Annotated in this window: 17 protein-coding genes and 1 pseudogene; 8 read left to right on the forward strand and 10 right to left on the reverse strand. The window is 66.6% G+C overall.

The features are described 5' to 3' along the window. Nucleotides 1–172 precede the first annotated feature (172 nt). Together ACCQ12_RS00225 and ACCQ12_RS00230 are read left to right on the forward strand one after the other, a co-directional pair. Nucleotides 173–742 carry a hypothetical protein gene (locus ACCQ12_RS00225; RefSeq protein WP_372383678.1) on the forward strand — a complete coding sequence of 190 codons (570 nt, stop codon included), beginning with the start codon at nucleotides 173–175 and terminating at the stop codon, nucleotides 740–742. 93 nt (nucleotides 743–835) lie between these two features. Then, nucleotides 836–1978, forward strand: coding sequence for a saccharopine dehydrogenase family protein (locus ACCQ12_RS00230; protein ID WP_372382630.1), 1143 nt, complete (start codon nucleotides 836–838; stop codon nucleotides 1976–1978). Between the two features lie 266 nt (nucleotides 1979–2244). Here ACCQ12_RS00230 and ACCQ12_RS00235 read toward each other — a convergent pair whose 3' ends face one another. The 3 genes from ACCQ12_RS00235 to ACCQ12_RS00245 all read right to left on the reverse strand — a co-directional run bounded on the left by ACCQ12_RS00235 (nucleotide 2245) and on the right by ACCQ12_RS00245 (nucleotide 7508). Further along, nucleotides 2245–3033, reverse strand: coding sequence for a DUF1868 domain-containing protein (locus ACCQ12_RS00235; protein WP_372382631.1), 789 nt, complete (start codon nucleotides 3031–3033; stop codon nucleotides 2245–2247). 531 nt (nucleotides 3034–3564) lie between these two features. Further along, a complete protein-coding gene (locus tag ACCQ12_RS00240; RefSeq protein WP_372382632.1) occupies nucleotides 3565–5016 on the reverse strand; it encodes a ribonuclease H-like domain-containing protein in 1452 nt (483 codons plus the stop codon). Then, entirely contained in the window at nucleotides 5013–7508 is a 2496-nt protein-coding gene (locus tag ACCQ12_RS00245; protein ID WP_372382633.1) for a DEAD/DEAH box helicase, read from the reverse strand. Before ACCQ12_RS00245 ends, ACCQ12_RS00240 begins: the two co-directional genes overlap by 4 nt. A gap of 178 nt (nucleotides 7509–7686) precedes the next feature. Between ACCQ12_RS00245 and trhA the strand changes: the two genes are divergently transcribed. After that, a complete protein-coding gene (gene trhA, locus ACCQ12_RS00250) occupies nucleotides 7687–8349 on the forward strand; it encodes a PAQR family membrane homeostasis protein TrhA (RefSeq protein ID WP_372382634.1) in 663 nt (220 codons plus the stop codon). Nucleotides 8350–8415: 66 nt separating this feature from the next. Here trhA and ACCQ12_RS00255 read toward each other — a convergent pair whose 3' ends face one another. The 4 genes from ACCQ12_RS00255 to ACCQ12_RS00270 all read right to left on the reverse strand — a co-directional run bounded on the left by ACCQ12_RS00255 (nucleotide 8416) and on the right by ACCQ12_RS00270 (nucleotide 10593). Beyond that, complete coding sequence (locus tag ACCQ12_RS00255) at nucleotides 8416–8733, reverse strand: plasmid stabilization protein (RefSeq protein ID WP_166749944.1); 318 nt, start codon at nucleotides 8731–8733, stop codon at nucleotides 8416–8418. Next, nucleotides 8730–9203: a hypothetical protein gene (locus ACCQ12_RS00260; RefSeq protein ID WP_244875171.1), complete on the reverse strand. Its 474-nt coding sequence runs from the start codon at nucleotides 9201–9203 to the stop codon at nucleotides 8730–8732. The genes ACCQ12_RS00255 and ACCQ12_RS00260 overlap by 4 nt, the downstream gene beginning before the upstream one ends. Nucleotides 9204–9288: 85 nt before the next feature. Beyond that, complete coding sequence (locus tag ACCQ12_RS00265; protein ID WP_255404427.1) at nucleotides 9289–9414, reverse strand: hypothetical protein; 126 nt, start codon at nucleotides 9412–9414, stop codon at nucleotides 9289–9291. Between the two features lie 96 nt (nucleotides 9415–9510). Next, on the reverse strand, nucleotides 9511–10593 hold the full coding sequence (locus ACCQ12_RS00270) for an ATP-grasp fold amidoligase family protein (RefSeq protein WP_372383679.1): 1083 nt from the start codon (nucleotides 10591–10593) through the stop codon (nucleotides 9511–9513). Between the two features lie 529 nt (nucleotides 10594–11122). On the opposite strand from ACCQ12_RS00270, the gene ACCQ12_RS00275 reads away from it, so the two are divergent. Continuing rightward, nucleotides 11123–11767 carry a glutathione S-transferase family protein gene (locus ACCQ12_RS00275; RefSeq protein WP_372382635.1) on the forward strand — a complete coding sequence of 215 codons (645 nt, stop codon included), beginning with the start codon at nucleotides 11123–11125 and terminating at the stop codon, nucleotides 11765–11767. Between the two features lie 285 nt (nucleotides 11768–12052). On the opposite strand, the gene ACCQ12_RS00280 is transcribed toward ACCQ12_RS00275, so the two are convergent. Next, nucleotides 12053–12946, reverse strand: coding sequence for a LysR family transcriptional regulator (locus ACCQ12_RS00280; RefSeq protein ID WP_372382636.1), 894 nt, complete (start codon nucleotides 12944–12946; stop codon nucleotides 12053–12055). 135 nt (nucleotides 12947–13081) lie between these two features. On the opposite strand from ACCQ12_RS00280, the gene ACCQ12_RS00285 reads away from it, so the two are divergent. Together ACCQ12_RS00285 and ACCQ12_RS00290 are read left to right on the forward strand one after the other, a co-directional pair. Continuing rightward, entirely contained in the window at nucleotides 13082–13834 is a 753-nt protein-coding gene (locus ACCQ12_RS00285) for an SDR family oxidoreductase (protein ID WP_372382637.1), read from the forward strand. Between the two features lie 292 nt (nucleotides 13835–14126). After that, nucleotides 14127–14840, forward strand: a complete 714-nt coding sequence (locus ACCQ12_RS00290) for a glutathione S-transferase family protein (RefSeq protein WP_372382638.1) — start codon at nucleotides 14127–14129, stop codon at nucleotides 14838–14840. 190 nt (nucleotides 14841–15030) lie between these two features. On the opposite strand, the gene ACCQ12_RS00295 is transcribed toward ACCQ12_RS00290, so the two are convergent. Beyond that, a complete protein-coding gene (locus ACCQ12_RS00295) occupies nucleotides 15031–16386 on the reverse strand; it encodes a metal-dependent hydrolase family protein (protein WP_372382639.1) in 1356 nt (451 codons plus the stop codon). Nucleotides 16387–16709: 323 nt separating this feature from the next. Between ACCQ12_RS00295 and ACCQ12_RS00300 the strand changes: the two are divergent. Next, a pseudogene (locus ACCQ12_RS00300) lies at nucleotides 16710–17015 on the forward strand (DDE-type integrase/transposase/recombinase); the annotation flags it as partial. A gap of 65 nt (nucleotides 17016–17080) precedes the next feature. Continuing rightward, nucleotides 17081–17794 (forward strand): hypothetical protein, encoded by a 714-nt coding sequence (locus tag ACCQ12_RS00305; RefSeq protein WP_372382640.1) that lies wholly within the window; start codon nucleotides 17081–17083, stop codon nucleotides 17792–17794. Between the two features lie 75 nt (nucleotides 17795–17869). On the opposite strand, the gene ACCQ12_RS00310 is transcribed toward ACCQ12_RS00305, so the two are convergent. Beyond that, complete coding sequence (locus ACCQ12_RS00310) at nucleotides 17870–18469, reverse strand: NAD(P)H-dependent oxidoreductase (RefSeq protein ID WP_372382641.1); 600 nt, start codon at nucleotides 18467–18469, stop codon at nucleotides 17870–17872. Nucleotides 18470–18700 lie beyond the last annotated feature (231 nt).

Raw genomic sequence — 18700 nt, forward strand, 5'->3', positions numbered from 1 at the left:
GGCGATGTCTGCAGTCGCGCCGGTCGCATCCGTGTCGCCTGCACGTGCAGCTGCATCAGCACGGCCTGCGGTTAGTGCAGTACGCGCGTTGCCAGCTGCACCTGCGCCGACAACGCCGATTGCACCCCCGGCACCGGTTGCACCAGCAGCACCTGCACGCCTGCCTGCAAGCGTGAACAGATCCTGCGGTAACGCGACCGCAAGCATTCCGTCCGAAGGCGACGCCTACGTGCTGGTGCACGGCGATCGCCAAGTGATGCACGGCACGCCTGATGATCTGCAGACGGCGCGTCGCTACGCAGGCAACGGCGCGCGCGTGCTGTGGTTTCGGGCCAATGGGAAGCAATACCTGGTCCGCGATCCAACACTGCTGCATCAGCTGGGCGTGGCGCATCTGCGCAGCCAGCAATTGGCCGACGCACAGGCCAGAGTGGCCGCACGTCAGCACGCCTTGAGCGAGCGGCAAGCCGCACTCGCCGCGCGGCTGTCTGCCAACGCGGAACCGCGCCTGCTGCAGGCTTCGGCGGGCACCGCATCGGCCGCCGCATCCAGCTCGGCGCAGCAGCAGGTGGCAACGCCCGATGCACTGCAGGCACTGGCGCAGCAGCAACATGCCCTGGCACAACAGCAGGCCGGGCTGGCACGCCAGCAGGCCGGTGCATCCAGGCTGGCGACGCGGCAAGCCTTGAAGGTGTTGCGTGAGGCCTTGCGAAGCGGCCGCGCGACGCGCATCGCCGGTTAGCCGCACCGCACAGGCCGCGCAGCTGCGTGCGGATGTATCGCGCGCACGCGGCGCTCGCCGATACTGTGCGCAGGCACAGACGGCGAGCAGGCAATGACGTATCGGGTAGTGGTGCTGGGTGGGTTCGGGCACTTCGGTGCGCGCATCGTGCGCGCGCTGGCAGCCACAGCGCAGATTCACGTCATTGCAGCGGGCCGGCATCCGGGCGATGTGCATGCGACCTGGCCCGATGCTGCGCCCGGGCAGATTTCCACCTGCAGGCTGGACACGCATGCACGTGAGTTCGCAACGCAACTGGCCGCCACCGGCGCCGATGCGGTGGTGCACACCGCCGGCCCGTTCCAGGGCCAGGACTACGCGGTGGCGCGCAGCTGCCTGCAGGCCGGCATGCATTACATCGATCTGGCCGACGGCCGTGCGTTCGTGCGTGACTTCGCCGGCGCGATGGACGCCACTGCACGCCAGGCGCAGCGCGTGGCGATCAGCGGGGCCAGCACCTTGCCGGCACTGTCCAGCGCCGTGATCGACGCACTGCTGCCGCGCTTTTCGGCGCTGCAGGAGATCCGCATGGTCATCGCGCCCGCGCAGGGCACGCCGTTGGGCCTGGCCACGGTGCGTGCGGTGCTGTCGTACTGCGGCACGCCTTTCCACTGGTGGCAGGCTGGTCGCTGGCAGCAGGTGGTGGGGTGGGCACGGCCCACGCGCGTGCAGTTCGCCCAGCTCGCCCCACGCCTGGCCTCGCCTTGCGACGTGCCCGATCACGAGCTGTTGCCGCAGCGCTATCCCGGCGTGCAGACCGTGCAATTCCGTGCGGCGCTGGAAGTGGCGTTCCTGCAGCGCTGCCTGGCTGTTGTCGCATGGTTACGCCGCTGCGGCCTGCCGTTGCCGATGCACCGCCTGGCCGAGGTGTTCGCGCACGCCGCGCGCTGGTTCGACCGCTTCGGCACCGACCTGGGCGGCATGCGCGTGGAGCTGCGCGGTACCGGACAGGCCACGGCCGCGCAGGGTGCTGCGCGGCCACTGCAGCTGCAATGGGACCTCACCGCGCCCATGCTGCATGGGCCGGAAATTCCGTGCTTCGCGGCGGTGCTGCTGGTCCGCAAACTCGCCGCCGGCCAACCGTTGCCGATCGGCGCGCATGCCTGCATGGGGCTGCTGACGCTGGACGACTTCGAGCAGGAGTTTGCTGCGTGGCAGATGGCCACCGAGGTGTCGGAGGCGGATGAGGGCATCTAGTGCAACACCGTATGCGTTGTCTGCCAGCGTCGGCACGTGATCGATCATGTGCATCATCAACCTGTGCGCGTGCGTTGGAGTGCCTGTGCTGCCAGCGCGGAGCGGGGGCGGGGCAGGGAAGCACCGCAGCTCCCACATCGCAATACGTCGACGGACGTGCTTGGATCGAGAATGTTGGCCACTGTAGACAAGCGAGATTGCGCACCCTCATCCCAACCCCTTTCCCGGCGGGAGAGGGGCTAAACGGCATCGCTGCATTCCGCGCATCAAACTTCCCGCACCGTCCGGAATGCATCCATGTCGGCAAACGTACAGAAATGGAAGTGCGGGACGGTGATCGGGCCGGCTGCCGCGAGTCGCTTGAGCCAGTCGCCCACTGCAGCACGGTAGTCCGCTTGCTCCGCGGCATCGAGCGTCTCGCACAGGTAGGCGAGCGAGATATGGAACTGGAAGTTGGTGTAGTCCGGGCGCTGCAGCCGGGTCAGGGTCATCAACGCCTGGCGCGCGGTCTCCAACCGTTGCGCGGTGTGCGCGTCCGCAGGGTGCAGCGGGATGAGCAGGTTATCGTTGGCGCCGGTCTTTGCCGTTGCCGGGTTGACCACAAAGCTGCACGCACCCAGCGGCGCGGCGGTGCGTTGCGCCAGCCGTGACAGAAACGCCGCATTGATCTCGCTCAGCGCCATGTCGCGACCCATATCACCCGGCCAGGGCCCGCGCGCGCGGTCGATCTCGTTGACGCCGCCCAGCAAGGTCACGTGATAACTGCTCGGCGGCAGCAACGCAAACTTGTTGGCGAAGCGGTGCGCGGGCAGCTCGCGGTAGATGTCCAGCACGCGGTTGAAGCTGTCATAGCCATCGCCCTGCTGCGCCAGATGCCCCAGGAAGGTATTGCCGGCAAACGGCATCGGCCGTCTGTTACGCAGGAATTTGCGGCCCACATCCGGCGGTGACGAAGTCTTGGCCAATGCGGGCACGGCGGTTGCCAATGCCGCGGTGCCGGCAGCGGCTGCCATCAGGCGACGGCGGCTGAGGCGGGTGTCCATGAGTGACGGCATGCGCAGTCCTGATTCTTGGGGCAAATCCACGGGTTATGCAAAAAGCGGTGTTGCGCGCGGTACGTCTGCCTGCGGGCGATGCTGTGTGGAGCGGCTTGCACAGCACCGCCACGGGATTGTCGTGCGCGCATCCTTCCGCACTGCAGGCGGCGGTCCGGCATTGCAGGTGGCGATCACGTGCACACCGCCGCTGTGCACACTCGACGTGCACGCCGCCAAGCGCACGCCGATCACAGCACGTGGATATGACAACAGGGCGCCTATCGCACTGACAACGTGCTCGGCTTCGCGAGCGCGGCCATGTGTTCGGAGTGCACCGGTTGCAGCGGCACGACCCACCTGGATGCCGACCCTATCGTCTTCGATGCGGCCATGCAACGGCATGGCACAGCGCGCCGTCGCGTGGACACCTGCATCGAGCCCATCAACGGCATCACTTCACGGTCCTGCGCCTCAACCACCCAGGCGTTGCATCGGCTCGATCACGGCACGCAGGCAGAGCGTTGCCTCATCGCGGTGTGGCATCGATGCCTACACCGCATCCATCAACGGAATCACCTCGAGGTCCTGCGCCTCGACCGCCACCAGGCGTTGCATCAGCAGCGAGAGCGTCACCACGTCCTGGTGGTTGTGGTCGGCCACGCGGCGCAGGTTGCGCGCGCTGCCGCCGCGCAGGTAGCTCAGCCAGGCGGCCGGGGCTTCGGAGCCGGGCAGGTCGTCCTCGCGCACCACGCGCAGCAGCTGCCGCTCGATGGTGGCCAGCTTGCAGTTCTCCCAGGTGCCGCGATAACGGCGGCGGGTGGGGAACAACAGGTCCACATGGTCCAACGCAGAAATCGGGTCGCCGCGCCGCGCCAGGCGGTAGCGTGTCTTCAGCAATGGTGCGTCATAGCAGCGGCCGTTGTAGCTGGACAGCACCGTGCGCGGTGTCAGCCAGGTGCGGAACAGGTCGAGCATGGCGCTTTCGGCGGCCATGGTGGACATCATCAGCTGGCGCACGCGCAGGCCGCTGCCTTGCATGGCATCGGTGCACCACTGCGCCACGCCGATCATGAAGGCGCGCGTGCCGGTGCCGCCGGCCAGGCCGGTGGTTTCGGTGTCGAAGAACAGCAGGTCCAGCGGGTCGACCGTATCGTCGCGTTTGGCGAACGCCAGCGAGAGCGCCTCGCACGGAATGGCCTGCGGCAGAAACGCTTCGATCAGATGCAGGCCAGGTGCGATCTCGGTTCCCGGCAGGTGCCGGTCGTTCGATGGCGCGCGCACGGGTGTCTGCGCCGACACCGCACGCTCGCGCAGGCCGATCATCTTGCGCAGGCCGGCAATGTCGGCGCGTCGCTGCGGCGGTGGTGCCGGCGCCATGGGTGTTGCCGTTGGTGTCGTTGCGCTACGCGCCATTGGCCAATGGCGTGCGACCTCCGTATCCACCGCGCTGGTGGCATCGGCAGCCGATGGCAACGCCGGCTTGTGGCGCACATCGTGCTCCACCCACGCAAACACCGATGCGTCACGCGCAGGCGGTGCCGTAGCGGGTGACTGCAAGGCGCGGCGCGTGGGCGCCGGTGCGGTGCGCACATCGTGCGGGCGAGCGGCCGCAGCGTCATGAGGCGTAGCGGCTGCATCGCGCGACGGCAAGCGTGCAGCGGGTGACGCGGTGCCGGACACCGCTGCCCGCTGCGCACGTGTCGGCATCACCGCATCGTCCTTGCGCGATGCAGGCGTCAGCCCGCCGACCTGACGGCGCAGCAGGCGCAGACGTTCCGCGCTGACACGCGGAGCATCAGCGGGCGCAGGCGACATGCCCAGCGTGGCCGCGCCGGAAGCCGGCTGCGTCACCTCAGAGACAAGTGCGGGCTCCACTTCCTTCGCATTTAATGCCACTGCAGCTTGCAGCGCATCACCTTCAGCGACCACCGCAGGCGCACGTACATCCGCATGCCCAGCCTGCCGGCGCAGCAAGCGCAGCCGGTCCGCACTCACACTCATGCAAGCACGTCCAGCGCCAGGTCGTCGTCCACCTGTGTGGCATGCCGCAGCGGTGCATCCGCATCGAACAACAGTGCCAACACCGTGAGTGCCAGCGATTTCGGCGATTCGCCCTTGGCAGCTTCGTGCGCGGCCAGCACCGGGCCTACGCAGGCCGGGCAGCCGGCGCTGCAATCGCAACGCCGCACCAATTCATCGGCGCGCTGCAGCAGCTCGGCCTGGCGCAGCCATAGCGGCTCGCTCAGGCCCACGCCGCCGGGGAAGTTGTCGTACAGATACACCGTGGGCACGAACGCCTGCTGCAATTCCACCGTGGCCGCATCGCCCTCTTCCACCCCGCGCAGCTGCCCGCGCCCGGTCTGGTCGGCCACCGCAAACCACGCGCCGTCGCCATTGCCCACGGCCTTTTGCAGGTCGCGCGCATCGGCCATCACCGCCACCGTGGCCACCACGTGCAACGCGTAAGCCGCGCCCAAGAATCCATCCAGTGCATCCTGCTTGGACGCGAACGCCTTGCCCAAGGTCGCCTGCGGCAACTGCCACCACACTGCGGTGGTATGCAGTTCCTGGTCGGGCAGGTTCACCGGCCCGTAGCCGATGTTTTCATGCGTGTAATAGCGGATCTTCTTGTAGCCGGACACGCGCCGCACCACATGCACTTCGCCATGGTGCGAATCGCCGCGCCCGGCCACGCCGCCGTCGAAGCGGTCCAGCACCTTCAGCTTGGTGTAGTCGATGCTGTCGGTGTAGTAATCCACATGCGTGCGCGTCACGTACGCTTTGCGGCCTTCCCAATCCAGCCGCTCCACCTGGTACGGCGTGCTCTGCACCATGTGGATGGCGCCTTCGTACAAGGTGAGCGCGGCGGCGGAATAATCCACCTCGGCGATGATCTGCTGCTTGCCGTCGGTCTTGTCCACCACCACGAAGTTGCCGTCGGCCACCGAGCGCAGGCTCACCGCGTTGGCCGGGTAGCTGTCGGCAATCCATTCCCAGCGGTCGCCTTCCTGGTGGATCACCTCGCTTTCCGCCAGTGCTTCCAGAAACACCAGCGGGTCGATCGGCCCGAACGGCTCGCTGGCAATGAACGGCAACTCGAACGCCGCGCAGCGGATGTGGTCGAACAGGATCAGCGGCTGGTCCGGTGCGGTACGCGCATGTTCGGGCGAGGCATCGGCGAAGAAATCCGGGTGCCGCACCACGTACTGGTCCAGCGGTTGCGAACTGGCCACCAGCACGCCCAGCGCCGGTTGCTGGCGACGCCCGGCGCGGCCGAAGCGCTGCCATGTCGCCGCCACGCTGCCGGGGTAGCCGTTGAGGATCACCACGTCCAGTGCACCGATATCCACGCCCAGCTCCAGCGCAGAGGTGGAAATGATGCCGTCGATGGTGCCGGCGCGCATCGCACGCTCCACCTCGCGGCGTTCGGTGGGCAGGTAGCCACCGCGGTAGGCGCGGATGCGCGCCGGCTTGCGCGGGTCGTGGTCGAAGATGTCCTTCAGGTACTTGGTCAGCACTTCCACCATCAAACGCGTCTGCGCGAACACCAGCGTCTTCAGCCCGCTCTTGATCGCGATGCGCGCAATGCGGTTGCTCTGCGAACGCGCCGACGCGCGCAGGCCCAGGTCGGCATTGACCACCGGCGGGTTCCACAACAGCACATGCTTGTCGCCGGTGGGCGCGCCGGATTCGGTGATGGCATGCACGCGTTCTTCGATCAAGGCCTGCGCGTGCGCATGCGGGTTGCCGATGGTGGCCGAGCACAGGATGAACTGCGGGCTGGCGCCATAGAACGCGCAGATGCGCTTGAGCCGGCGCAGCACGTTGGTGACATGGCTGCCGAACACGCCGCGGTAGGTATGGATCTCGTCGATCACCACATAGCGCAGGTTCTCGAAGAACTGCGCCCACTTGGTGTGATGCGGCAGGATCGCCTGGTGCAGCATGTCCGGGTTGCTCACCACGATGTCGCCATGCAACCGGATCGCCTGCCGCGCATCGCCGGGCGTGTCGCCGTCGAAGGTGAAGGCCTTCACCCCCAACTCGCCGGCGCGGTTCAATTCCAGCAGTTCGGCCACCTGGTCCTGCGCCAGCGCCTTGGTCGGGAACAGGTACAGCGCCTTGGCGCCGCTGGTCATCGCCGCGCTCACCACCGGCAGCGTGTAGCACAGCGATTTGCCCGAAGCGGTGGGCGTCACGATCGCCACATGCTCGCCGCGCTGGGTGGCCGCCCACGCATCGGCCTGGTGGCTGTAGAGCTGGCTGATGCCGCGCGCGTGCAGGGCATCGGCCAGCGCACTGGGCACATCGTCGGGGATGGGCGCGTAGCTTCCCTCGCGCCCGGGAATGGTGAAGCTGCCGGTGATGCGGTCGTGGTAGCGGCGCTCCAGGCGTTCGGTGAGCAGTGCGCCGTCGCGGCTGGGGCGGCCATCGGTGGTGGCCAGGGCGCGTTCGGCGGTTTCGGTGCGGGGAGCAAGGGCAAACGGAGGCATACGGCAAAGGCTCCCAAAGCGGGAGATCAAACAAAAAGGATGTCTCAGAGTATGAGACCGGCGCCCGCGCGCCCAGCCTGCCTCACTGAGCGGATTCAGCAAGCCGGGTATCCTGTTGCCCCCACTGCGTCATGGCCGCCTTGCACGTGAGTGGGCTCCCCCACCTCGAAGAACCGCCGTGCCCGTGTCTGCCAACGTCACTGCTCCGCACTACAAGACCCCCGCCGCCCGCCGCGCCGATGTGATCGTGCATGCGGCCGGCCTGTTCCTGGCCATTGTTGGCGGCACCTGGATGGTGTGGCGTGCGCACGCCAGCCAGACCATGGTGGTGGCCACCTGCGTGTATGCGCTGGGCCTGCTGGTGATGTTTGCCTGCTCGGCGGCCTACAACTTCGCCCCGCCGCAGCGCCAACCGATGCTGCGCAAGTTCGACCACGCCGGCATCTTCGTGATGATTGCCGGCTCCTACACACCATTCTTCCTGGTCGCGCTCGATGGCAGCTGGCGCTGGACCATGATCTTGAGCGTCTGGTGCGTGGCCTTGTTCGGCGTGTTCGCCAAGCTGTGCCTGCCCGGTATCGCCAAGGGGTTCTGGGTGGCGATCTACCTGCTGCTGGGCTGGGCCGGCATCGTGGTGATCAACCAGATGATTGCCGGCCTGGACAGCGCCGTGCTCTGGCTCATCGTGGCTGGCGGCGCGTTCTACACCGTGGGCGTGGCGTTCTACGTGCGCAAGGCGATGGTCTACAACCGCGCCATCTGGCACGCCCACGTGCTGGGCGGTGCGCTGTCGCACTGGTATGCCATCTGGCTGTGCCTGCAGCCGCTGGGCGGGGTGTAGCGCGCTGTCGATGTCGTTACGCCGTCGCGTATGCCCCTAGCTCAGTAGCATCGACACGTCATGGATCTATTGATCGCCTGACGACGTGGGCTTCCAATCAGAGCGCGCAGGTACGAGGGCAAGGATCAGCACATCGTCGCCGTCGCGTGTGTAGATCAAGAGATATCTGCCGTCCTGGCAGGTGTACAAACGCGTTCCCGGCAGTGGCCCAGAGTGATAGGTGGCGGCACTATCCAGCGCGTCGCCTTCGGTTTCGATCCGGTCGTCCTGTTCACATGCGGCGAAATAAATCTGCGGGTCGGAGATTTCGATCGCGCGCGCCAATGCTGAGGCGAGCAATGCGGTGCGCGCATCCAGCGCGCTCTGCTTCCAGGCCACGCTCACGCACGCGTGCCCTTTGCAGCCAGGGCTGCCTCAAGCGCCGCACGTTGTTGCGTTTTAAGCGTCTCCATCTGCTGCCTGGCCTGCGCGCTGGAGAGCGCGGGGCGGGGGTCGGCCAGGGCATGCTCGGTCTGGGTGCGTAGCGACACCGCATAGCGTGCATCCAACTCCTTGACCTTCATCGCCTCGGAGCGGTCAGGCCGGCGCTTCGCATTGCCACCCTCTGCGTCCCACTGCGCAGCGTCCACGTGAAGCACGTCCAATGGCATGCCCATCTCGCGCAATACCTTCAACGCACTTTCGAAGCTGCCAAACCGGCGCGGCGCATTCGCCTTTGTGGCCAGCACACGGGTCTGGTTATGGGTCTGCAACCGCACGATCCAGGCACCGGCTTCCCCGATGACTGATGCCTGCCTGACCGCGCTGGCGCCGACCAGGGCGCGTGCGGTTGCCAGCTTGACCAGATTCGTCACGGCACTATCCAATTAATGATTAGGTGGCAGCCACTTTACCATTGATCAGGGACGCCACTTAAGGGTTGTCAGTCAGGCTCACGCCCTACAACGTGGTCTTCAACACCGCCTCCGGCGCAATGCGGTCGGAGAGCACGATTACCGAATGCAGCGTGCCCCGGCCCTGTACGTTGTACTCGAAGCCCACCGGCGTGCCGCCGTGGCTGAACACCTCCCAGGCGCGGTGTGGCCGGTCGCCGTGCGGCGGTGTCCGGCTAGACGTTTTTCGTAGCCCGCAGCCGCGCGGCGTGCCGCGGCCGTACTCACCTCACCGCGTCGGCAGCCGCACGCGGATGCCGTCCGTGGCAAGGCACGCCGCCGCCGGTGCACGCTGCTGCACCCACATATTGCCCATCATCCGGTCCAGCCCGCGGTCCAGGCCGGTCACCAGCCCCGCACCGGGGGTAAAGGTCAGCTCGCCGAAATAGACCTGCCCGTGCTGGATGTACCAGTCCACCCGCACGTAATCGAAGTCGCTTGCCAGCTGCTTGCTCAGCTCCAGCGCCTGTTCCAGCAGCGCCGGCGTGCACGGGGGCGCGCGCCCGTCGTCGCGGATGCGGTGGAAGGCCTCGTGCAGGTTGCCGACAAAGAAGGTCATGCCCAGCTTCGGCGTGTCGAAGCGCCCATAGATCACCTGCAGCACGTACTGAAAACTGCCGTCCGCCTGCCGGAACATGTGGAACTTGTAGTCCACCGGCACCTGCTGCGCATCGCCGATGTATTGCTCCACCAGGATGCGCGGCGGAATATCGCGGTAATGGATCTCGCGCACCTTGTCGGAGAAGTCGGTGCGCAGCCATTGGTCGCAGCGCTCGATGATGCGGCGCTTGTGCTGCGCATCCGGCTCATCGCGCACCACCTCCACCATCGCCGCGCCGTGGTTGGCCTTGATCACGGTCTGCCGCCACTGCGGCAGGCGCAGCAACTCCTGCGGGTCGGTGGTGTCCAGCAGCAGCGGGATCAGGTGCGCCTCGCCGATCCTGGCCGCCACATACGGGCGCACCGCAAACTTGTCTGCCAGCCGCCGGTACAGCGGGTAGTCGCCGTGCACGCACTTGCGGTAGAGCACCTTCTCGTTGAAGCAGGTGGGGTTGTACAGGTTGGGCAGCCGCCCAAAGGTATTCAGGAAATACAGCCGGTCCTGATGCCGCCACGGCAGTGTCCTGACCAGGCGGCGCGCGCCTTTGCGCAGCAGCCGTTTGAGGTTGGGGCTGTCTGGCTGCGGCACCGGTGCCGGCGGCAAACGTACCGGCCGGTTGTCGGTAAACGGGGTTTCCAACGCAGGCAACAGCGTGGCCCAGCCCCGGCCGGCACTGCCCGGCGCGCCCATCGGCTGCGCCTGCAGCCCCATTCTGTGATCGGTCATGACAGCTCCCTCTTCCGGTCGATAAGTGCGGTGTGCGTCACATTAAAATGTGACGGAACGCACGGTATATCTAATAGGTGAGACGAGGGTGGCAAAACGTCCCAACCGGCCCGATTACGCAAAGAACCTGGCGCTTTACGCCTAATCGGGCCGGTTCGGGCCGGTCGTCGGCAGCAATGGCGGCGCAGCGCAGCACCCGGCACGCCAGGCGCGCGCCGCCCGGTGGCAGTGAAATGCAGGGGCCGTCCGGCAAACCGGGCGCATCGGGGCAGGGGCCGCGCAGGCAGCGGCCGCTTGCAGGCGCGGCAGCAGCAGGCGGGTCGTTCAACAGAGGCAGCAGGCAGCCCCTGCCCGGCAACACATGGGCCAGGCCCGTCCCGAACAAGGCGGCCCGTTCGCCAGAGGGGGCAGGCCGCGCCGGCCGGCAACGCAGGGGCCGGCCTCGCCCATGGCGCCGGCCCATCGCAGGCGTACCCTACGGCCTCAGCCGCCGACCACAGGGAGCCTGCCCACCATGACGATCACCATCACCGCCTTCGAGCGCTCGCCCGATGGTGGCCAAGGCCTGGTGCGCGACACCCGCCTGCGCTGGGCGCTGGAAGAAGTGGGCCAACCGTACGAAGTACGCCTGCTGCCATTCCGCGCGCTCAAGCAACCCGCACACCTGGCCATCCACCCGTTCGGCCAGATCCCCACCTTCGAGCACGGCGAGCTGGCGCTGTTCGAAACCGGCGCCATCGTGCTGCACATCGCCCAGCGCTACCCCGGCCTGCTGCCGCACGACGACAACGCCCGCGCCCGCGCCATCGCCTGGATGTTTGCCGCACTCAACACCGTCGAACCGCCCATGCTGGAGCTGGGCAACGCCCTGCTGCTGGAAGCCGACAAACCCTGGATGGCAGAGCGCCTGCCGCTGCTGCACAAGCGCATCCAGCGCCGCCTGCAGCACCTGGGCGACTACCTGGGCAGCAACCCCTGGCTGGAAGGCGAGTTCAGCGCCGGCGACCTGCTGATGATCTCGGTGCTCATCCGCATCAAGCTCACCGGCCTGCTGGACGGGTATCCCAACCTGCAGGACTACGTCACCCGCGGCGAACGGCGCCCCGCCTATCAACGCGCATTCGCGGCGCAGTGGGCCATCAATGGCGCGGATGCATGAGACTTGCCGCCCAGGCCAGGAGCAGGCCGGGGAACGCGAAGGACGCGCGCTGCGGCACCACGCTGGTTTTCAGCAATCCGCACATACGGCAACGATCGCTGACAGCGGCGTTTGCCCAAGACGCCCAATTCGGTGGAATGGTTTCGCGTTGGGGCAGGGAAGGATCCCTACGTGCACCGCTAGAACAGGCACCAGGAAAATCGCTGCGTCGCAGCCACTTCAGTGTGTACGTAGCGCGCGCTGACGACGAAACATCTCGCGCGACACACCTGCGTTGCCGATCGATCACTCAACCGTGTTGAGTTGCGGAATCTTCGCGAATTCTTCTGCAATGAAATCCATGAATACAATCGCCCGCTTGGGCACCAGCCGGTTGGCGGCGTAGACGATCTGCATCGGTGCCGGCGGTGGGGCGAAGTCGTCCAGCACGGTCTGCAGCTCGCCCGAGGCCAGGCCGTCTTCGTAGAGCCAGGTCGGGCCCTGGCCGATGCCGAGCCCTGCGGTGACCGCCGCGCGCGTGGCTTCGGGCGAGTTGACCCGGAACCTGCCCGACACCGGCACATCGGTGTCCTTGAAACGCCAGCTCGTCCCGGTGGCGAGCAAGGTGTACAGCACGCAGTCGTGGTGGCGCAGGTCGTCGGGCACGGTCGGCACTCCGCGCTTGCCCAGGTACGCACGGCTGGCCACCATCACCCGTTTAAACGCGCCGATCCGCCGTGCGCGCAATGCGCTGCTGTCCAGATGACCAATACGGATCGCCAGCTCCGCGCCTTCGTCGAGCAGATTGACGTAGCGGTCGCTGATCTGCAGATCCAGCTCCAGTGACGGAAACCGCTGCAAAAATGCCGGCACCAGCGGCAACACGAAGGTGTGCGACAGCGCCGTAGGGCAGGCCACCCGCAACAACCCGGAGGGCTGCACGTCATCGCGCAGCGACATTTCAGACTCGCCCACCGCATCCAGGATGCGGCGCACCTCCGCGTAATAACGCTCGCCCTCCGGGGTGAGCACCAGCTTGCGGGTGGAGCGGTTGAGCAGCCGCGTTTGCAGATGCTCTTCCAGCGCGGCCACATGGCGGCTGACGTTGGGCTGCCCCAGCCCCAGGTCGCGCCCGGCCGCGGAAAAGCTGCCGGTTTCCACAGCGCGGGCAAAGCAGTTCATCAACAGAAAACGGTCCATGCCTGCCTTCGACTCATGCGTGGGAAGCATGAAAGTTATGCAGTCGCAGGATCTTATCGCAGATCAAGCATGGGGCAATGATGCGCTTACCGAAGGCCCGCCAATGTGGTCGGCCTCCCTCACCAGGAGCAACGCATGTCCCGTCTAGCAGGCAAACGCACCCTTATCACCGGCGGCACCAGTGGTATTGGTCTGGAAACCGCCAGGCAGTTCCTCGCCGAAGGCGCCCGCGTCATCGTCACCGGTGTCAACCCGGACTCCATCACCAAGGCCAAGAACATTCTTGGTTCCGAAGTGCCGGTGCTGCGCGCCGATTCGGCCAGCGTCGCCGCCCAGCAGGAACTGGCCCGGGCCATCGCGGAACACTACGGCCAGCTCGATGTGGCCTTCCTCAATGCCGGCGTCTCGGTCTGGCTTCCGATCGAGGACTGGACCGAGCAGGCCTTCGACGCCTCCTTCGCCATCAACGTCAAAGGCCCGTACTTCCTGCTGCAGGCGCTGTTGCCGGTGTTGGCCAACCCGTCGTCGGTGGTGCTCAATACCTCGGTCAACGCCCACGCCGGCGTGGCCCGTTCGTCGGTGTACGGTGCCACCAAGTCGGCTTTGTTGAACATGGCCAAGACCTTGTCGAGCGAGTTGCTCGATCGCGGCATCCGCCTCAACGCGGTCAGCCCGGGCCCGGTGGAAACGCCGCTGTACGACAAGCTTGGCATCCCCGACGCGTACCGCGCGCAGGTCAACCAGGACATCGCGGCCACCATTCCGATGGGCCGCTTCGGCACCCCGGAAGAAGTCGCCAAGGCCGTGCTGTACCTGGCCTCGGACGAATCCCGCTGGACAGTGGGGTCGGAGATCGTGGTCGACGGCGGCCGCCTGCTCAACGGCTGACCATGGCCGCCGTCCCTGCGGCACCGGCAGTGAGGGCGCGCAGCGCCGCTCCTGCCGGCAATGCCAGCGTTGACCGCCTGCCGCGCAACCGACCGGTGCGCAGGTGCAGGCCCGGCGAAGCGCCCTGCGCGCTGGCACGTACGCAAGGCCCGGCGTCCATTCCGCTGCATGCACGGCGGTCTGCGCGCGCTGCATAGCCCTGCGCGTCCTTCTGCCATGGATGACGTGCGAATCCATGGCCCTGCGCACGGCCGCCCCTGTAACACCCCTCTCAATGCGACCCAGATAACCCATGTCTACTTCCCTGACCCTGATCAGCCACCCGCTGTGTCCCTTCGTGCAACGCGCGGCGATCGTGCTGCTGGAAAACGCTGCGCCGTTCGAGCGCATCAACGTCGACCTGTCGGCCAAGCCGGACTGGTTCCTGGCGCTGTCGCCCACCGGCAAGGTGCCGCTGCTGCGCATCGGCCAGCCGGACGGTAGCGTGGCAACCGTGTTCGAAAGCGTGGTGATCTGCGACTACCTCAACGACATCAGCGGCAAACCCAGCCTGTATCCCAACGACCCGCTGCAACGCGCGCAGCAGCGTTCTTGGATCGAGTTCGCAACGCCCACCTTTGCCGATGGCTGGCAGTTCCTCAACGCCAGCGACCAGGCTACCGCCGACGCTGCACGCGCCGCGTTCCGCAGCAAGCTGCAAAAGATCGAGGACGTGCTGGGCGAAGGTCCTTACTTCGCCGGCCCCACATTCGGCATGGTCGATGTGGTGTTCGCGCCGCTGCTGCGCTATTTCGACCTGCTGCAGGCGGACATCTCCGCGCCGATCTTCCACGACGTACCGCGTGTGCGCGCATGGCGTACGGCCTTGGCTGCACGGCAGAGCGTGATTTCGGCGGTGGGGCCGGATTACGCCAGCCGCTTCCAGCAGCATTTACAGCGATACGGTGCCCTCCTGGCGCAGTCGGTGAGTGTGCCGGCATTGCCAACGGCCGACGCCAGCGCGTAGGGCTGAGTGCGTTAAGGGCCTCGGTCAGTTCCACACATTGCCTCTCCCCCGTAGGTGCAGCAGTGACGGGGGACTCCATCCGGGTAGCGTTCTTCTCAGTGGTGTCGTTCATGTGCGCGACCGTGAGGTTATGCGCAAGATATCTCTGGCTACTCTCGATAAACCAAGGCGATCCCGTCAACGACGTCGATCATTCGCTGCACGCCGTCGAGGATGCCGGGCAACGTGCCCCGCTCTCCTTCACCACGTGCCCGCCGTGCATCACAAAATCCACCCGCTCCAGGCGCCGCACGTCCTCAAGCGGCGATGCTGACACGGCAATGATGTCGGCGGCCTTGCCCGCCTCCAGCGTACCGATGCGGTTGGACTGGCCCAGCAGATCGGCAGCGGCGACAGTGGCGGTGCGGATGGCTTGTGCCGGACTCATGCCCACTTGCTCAACCAGCAGCGCAAACTCCTTGGCGTTGTCACCGTGTTTCGAAACCCCGCTGTCGGTGCCGAACGCAAACTTCACGCCAGCGCGAAACGCGCGGCGGTGGCTGTCGACCATCGCCGCAGCAACCGCTTCTGCCTTCGGGATGGCCGACGCCGGTAGCACACCGGCACGCGCCTGCGCCACCACCGTGACGGACGCCATTTCGGTCGGCACCAGATAGGCCCCGGTGCGCTTGAACAGCGCAATCGCCTCCTCGTCCAGGAAGCTGCCGTGTTCGATGGAATCGGCCCCGGCGGCCAGCGCGCCCTTGGTGCCCTCCACAGCATGACTGTGCGCTGCCACCTTGCGACCAAGCCCATGCGCCGTGTCGACGATCGCCTTCATTTCGTCTGCGGTGAACGCGCGGCCCAGCCCACCGGAGACGTCTGATAGCACCCCACCGGTGGCGGCGAACTTGATGACCAGCGCGCCCAGCCCGACCTGCCGCCGTACCGCACGCGTGCAATCGGAGGGGCCGTCGCAAATATTCTCGGCAGTCTCGGCGATGGCGTGAGCATAGGGCTCGGCCAGCCCATTCCTGGGGTCGCCGTGGCCGCCGGTCGTGGAGATGGCGGCGCCGGCATTCACGATCGTCGGCCCGTCGACATCGCCGCGCTCGATCGCGTCGCGCAAGGCGCGGATGCCGTGTGGATCGTCATGCAGATCGCGCACGGTGGTGAACCCCGCCATCAACGTCGCGCGGGCATTGCCCGCCCCGTAGAGAACCTCGTCGGCTGGCTCGGCACTGAGCGCCTTCAGCCGCGAGCTCAACGGGTCGCCGCCGATGCCGAGCAGGTGCACGTGCGCGTCGATCAAGCCGGGCAGGACAAACCGGTCCTTCAGGTCGATCAGCGTCGCGCCGCCCTCCGGCGAGACAAAGCCATCGCGAACCTCGGCGATCTTGTCGTTGCGCACGATGATCGTCGACGCCCCGCGCGGCGCCTGTCCTGGAACCGCCAGCAAGTGCCCTGCGTGGATGTAGGTGGTCTTGGGCACAGCAGGCGGCTGATTCTGAGCCGCGGCCGGCAAGGACATGGCAAACGCCAGCGCCAAAGCAATCAACGTCTTCATACGGTTCTCTGCCCTTTCTCGGGGGCGCTACACCGGCTGGTTGCTGGCGCTGGCGCACTGGATGATGGAACCCTTCAATCACAACACCGGCTGCGCTCGGCCACCGCCATCATTGACGGCGTGTGCAGCGCAGCGCTGCCTGCCGACGAACTGCAACGTCGTGAAACGAAGAGCGCGCATCGTGCGCCGTTGGCTTCAGCGGCACCGCAATGCCTGAAGCGCTATCACTGGCTATTTCGATGCAGCGCTCGATACCCCCATGGTTCCCCACACATCTCCAGGGCCATGGAGATGCCAATTCGGAGGTACTCATGAGCAGTAAGCGTTATGGTCGCAAACCGCGCCGCGATGGTGGAACGCCGTGCAAGGCCGCGGCCAACCCGCCTGATCGGCAGGGCGCGTGACTGAGCCGGACCCGGCCTGGGTGAGTGATTGCACTGTCACCTGCACGCATGAGGGCTGGACATACCTGGCTGTGGTGATCGATCTTTTTCCAGGTAGGTTGTCGGCTGGGCGATGCGCAATCGGGCCGAGACCGCGTTAGTCGTGCAGGCCGTGTATCGGCAGCGTTGCGACGCAAGCTCAAGGTGGGTTGCCTGCTTCACTCGGATCAAGGGCCGGTCTATACCCGCAATGCACGACCAAACGCGGTGGCGCCGCGCCTTGTGCCACCGCACGCACACGGAGAGTAAAGATGACACCAACCCGCAGCATGCGCATGGCACTGTTTGCCGCCGTCCTGGCTGGCTGCACAAATGCGCAGCACCACAGCCAGGCCGATGCGGCGCCCACCACCCAACCGCCACGCAGCGATGCCTCCACGGCCGGTGGCACCACCGCACCGGGCAAGGCCACGCCAGCACCCGGTAACCGTGCAGCCAGCACCGCTGCCGGCACAACGCCCTACCTGTGCGAGCGCGGCGTCAACGCCTGCGCCAGCAGTGGGCCATTGGTGGCCAACACGCAGGCAGAAGCGCGCTGGCTGCTGGCCCACGGCTACCCCTCGCAGATCGAAGCTGCCCGCCTGGGCGGCATGGGCCTGGCCCAGCTAAACGCCGAATCGCAGGCAGGCAACCAGGCGGCAACGGTGCGCTACGGCGTCAAGACAGCGCTGAGCGGCCACTTCGCGCAGGGCCTGGCCATCCTGAGCAACGCCGCAGCCAACGGAAACCTCTACGCGTATTACGGCCTGTCCGAGGTCTACGCCGGCAACACCCCGCACACCAATCGCGTGGATAGCGCGGCCTACCTGCGGCTGGCGTACCTGCTGGGCGACCGCAAGGCGTCTACCGCGCTTGCAGCACAGGGCTTGAGCGGCGTTGAACATATCGCCGTAGACGAGCGCGCCGCCTCGCTGTACCAGACCTACGCCAAGAACCGGCCACCGTCTCCAAGGCCGTTCGACTAAGCCATCACGCCGGCAGGCGTGGCTGCGGTTTGGTCACGCGGCACATGCAGGGCACTGCGCCCCGGGCTGCACGCGTCAACGCACGCGCTCAGCAAACACCCGCGCACCAATCGCGCGCGCTGTGTCCAGGTGCGATTGCGGAAAGCCCGCATCCGGCACCGTCAACAGCTCGGTGGTGCGCACCGGCGCCCCGCAGAAGCCGAAGATGCCATGGGCAATCTGCGTCTTCATCGCCCCGAAATAGCCGTGGCGTGCATAGGTGCGCTCATCTGCCCCGCCAATCGCCAGCAGGTGCACGTCCAGGTGCTGCAGCTTCTTTACGATGTGGCCGTTGGCGTCTTCATCGAACGCCCAGCCCAGCGTAAACACCCGGTCGACCCAGCCCTTGAGCAACGCCGGAAACGACCACCAGTAAATCGGGAACACCAGCACCAACGCATCGGCACGGTCCAGGCGTGCATGTTCGGCCGCCACATCCGGCGGCGCCGCCGCTTGCCCGGCGTACAGCGCGATATCGGCCTGCGTAAAGCGCGGGTCAAAGCCCTCCTGCGCCAGGTCGGCGACCTCAACCGTATGCGCGGCATCCGGCCCCACGATGGCATCGCGCACCTGCGCGGCCACAGCGTGCGCGTGCGAGCGCGGCTCGGGGTGTGCAACAACAAGCAAGGCATGCATGGGCAGTGGCTCCAAAAAGAAAATAAAAGCCAAGGCGCTGTGGCAAGCGCAACGTGGCGTGGGGTGGTGTCTGTCAGTGCGATACGCACACAGGCGGCCAGACGCAAACGCACGCGTGTGTGCAGGCCAACGCAACAGCGCGGCACCAACGCTGCGCAGCGCGCAGCGGCGTATCAGCTCAAAACCGGCCGCAGCCGCCTGGGCGTGATTGGGTAACGGTGGGCACGGCCC

It is taken from the genome of Xanthomonas sp. NCPPB 1068 (assembly GCF_041479385.2).
Lineage (GTDB): Bacteria > Pseudomonadota > Gammaproteobacteria > Xanthomonadales > Xanthomonadaceae > Xanthomonas > Xanthomonas cannabis.

Bases quoted from the DNA above. Each gene is read 5' to 3' on its own strand.
- ACCQ12_RS00305 (WP_372382640.1), top strand. From the start codon at position 17,081: ATGACACCAACCCGCAGCATGCGCATGGCACTGTTTGCCGCCGTCCTG.
- ACCQ12_RS00275 (WP_372382635.1), top strand. From the start codon at position 11,123: ATGACGATCACCATCACCGCCTTCGAGCGCTCGCCCGATGGTGGCCAA.
- ACCQ12_RS00295 (WP_372382639.1), bottom strand. From the start codon at position 16,386: ATGAAGACGTTGATTGCTTTGGCGCTGGCGTTTGCCATGTCCTTGCCG.
- ACCQ12_RS00270 (WP_372383679.1), bottom strand. From the start codon at position 10,593: ATGGGGCTGCAGGCGCAGCCGATGGGCGCGCCGGGCAGTGCCGGCCGG.
- ACCQ12_RS00245 (WP_372382633.1), bottom strand. From the start codon at position 7,508: ATGCCTCCGTTTGCCCTTGCTCCCCGCACCGAAACCGCCGAACGCGCC.
- ACCQ12_RS00235 (WP_372382631.1), bottom strand. From the start codon at position 3,033: ATGCCGTCACTCATGGACACCCGCCTCAGCCGCCGTCGCCTGATGGCA.
- ACCQ12_RS00290 (WP_372382638.1), top strand. From the start codon at position 14,127: ATGTCTACTTCCCTGACCCTGATCAGCCACCCGCTGTGTCCCTTCGTG.
- ACCQ12_RS00280 (WP_372382636.1), bottom strand. From the start codon at position 12,946: ATGGACCGTTTTCTGTTGATGAACTGCTTTGCCCGCGCTGTGGAAACC.
- ACCQ12_RS00285 (WP_372382637.1), top strand. From the start codon at position 13,082: ATGTCCCGTCTAGCAGGCAAACGCACCCTTATCACCGGCGGCACCAGT.
- ACCQ12_RS00310 (WP_372382641.1), bottom strand. From the start codon at position 18,469: ATGCATGCCTTGCTTGTTGTTGCACACCCCGAGCCGCGCTCGCACGCG.
- ACCQ12_RS00230 (WP_372382630.1), top strand. From the start codon at position 836: ATGACGTATCGGGTAGTGGTGCTGGGTGGGTTCGGGCACTTCGGTGCG.
- ACCQ12_RS00240 (WP_372382632.1), bottom strand. From the start codon at position 5,016: ATGAGTGTGAGTGCGGACCGGCTGCGCTTGCTGCGCCGGCAGGCTGGG.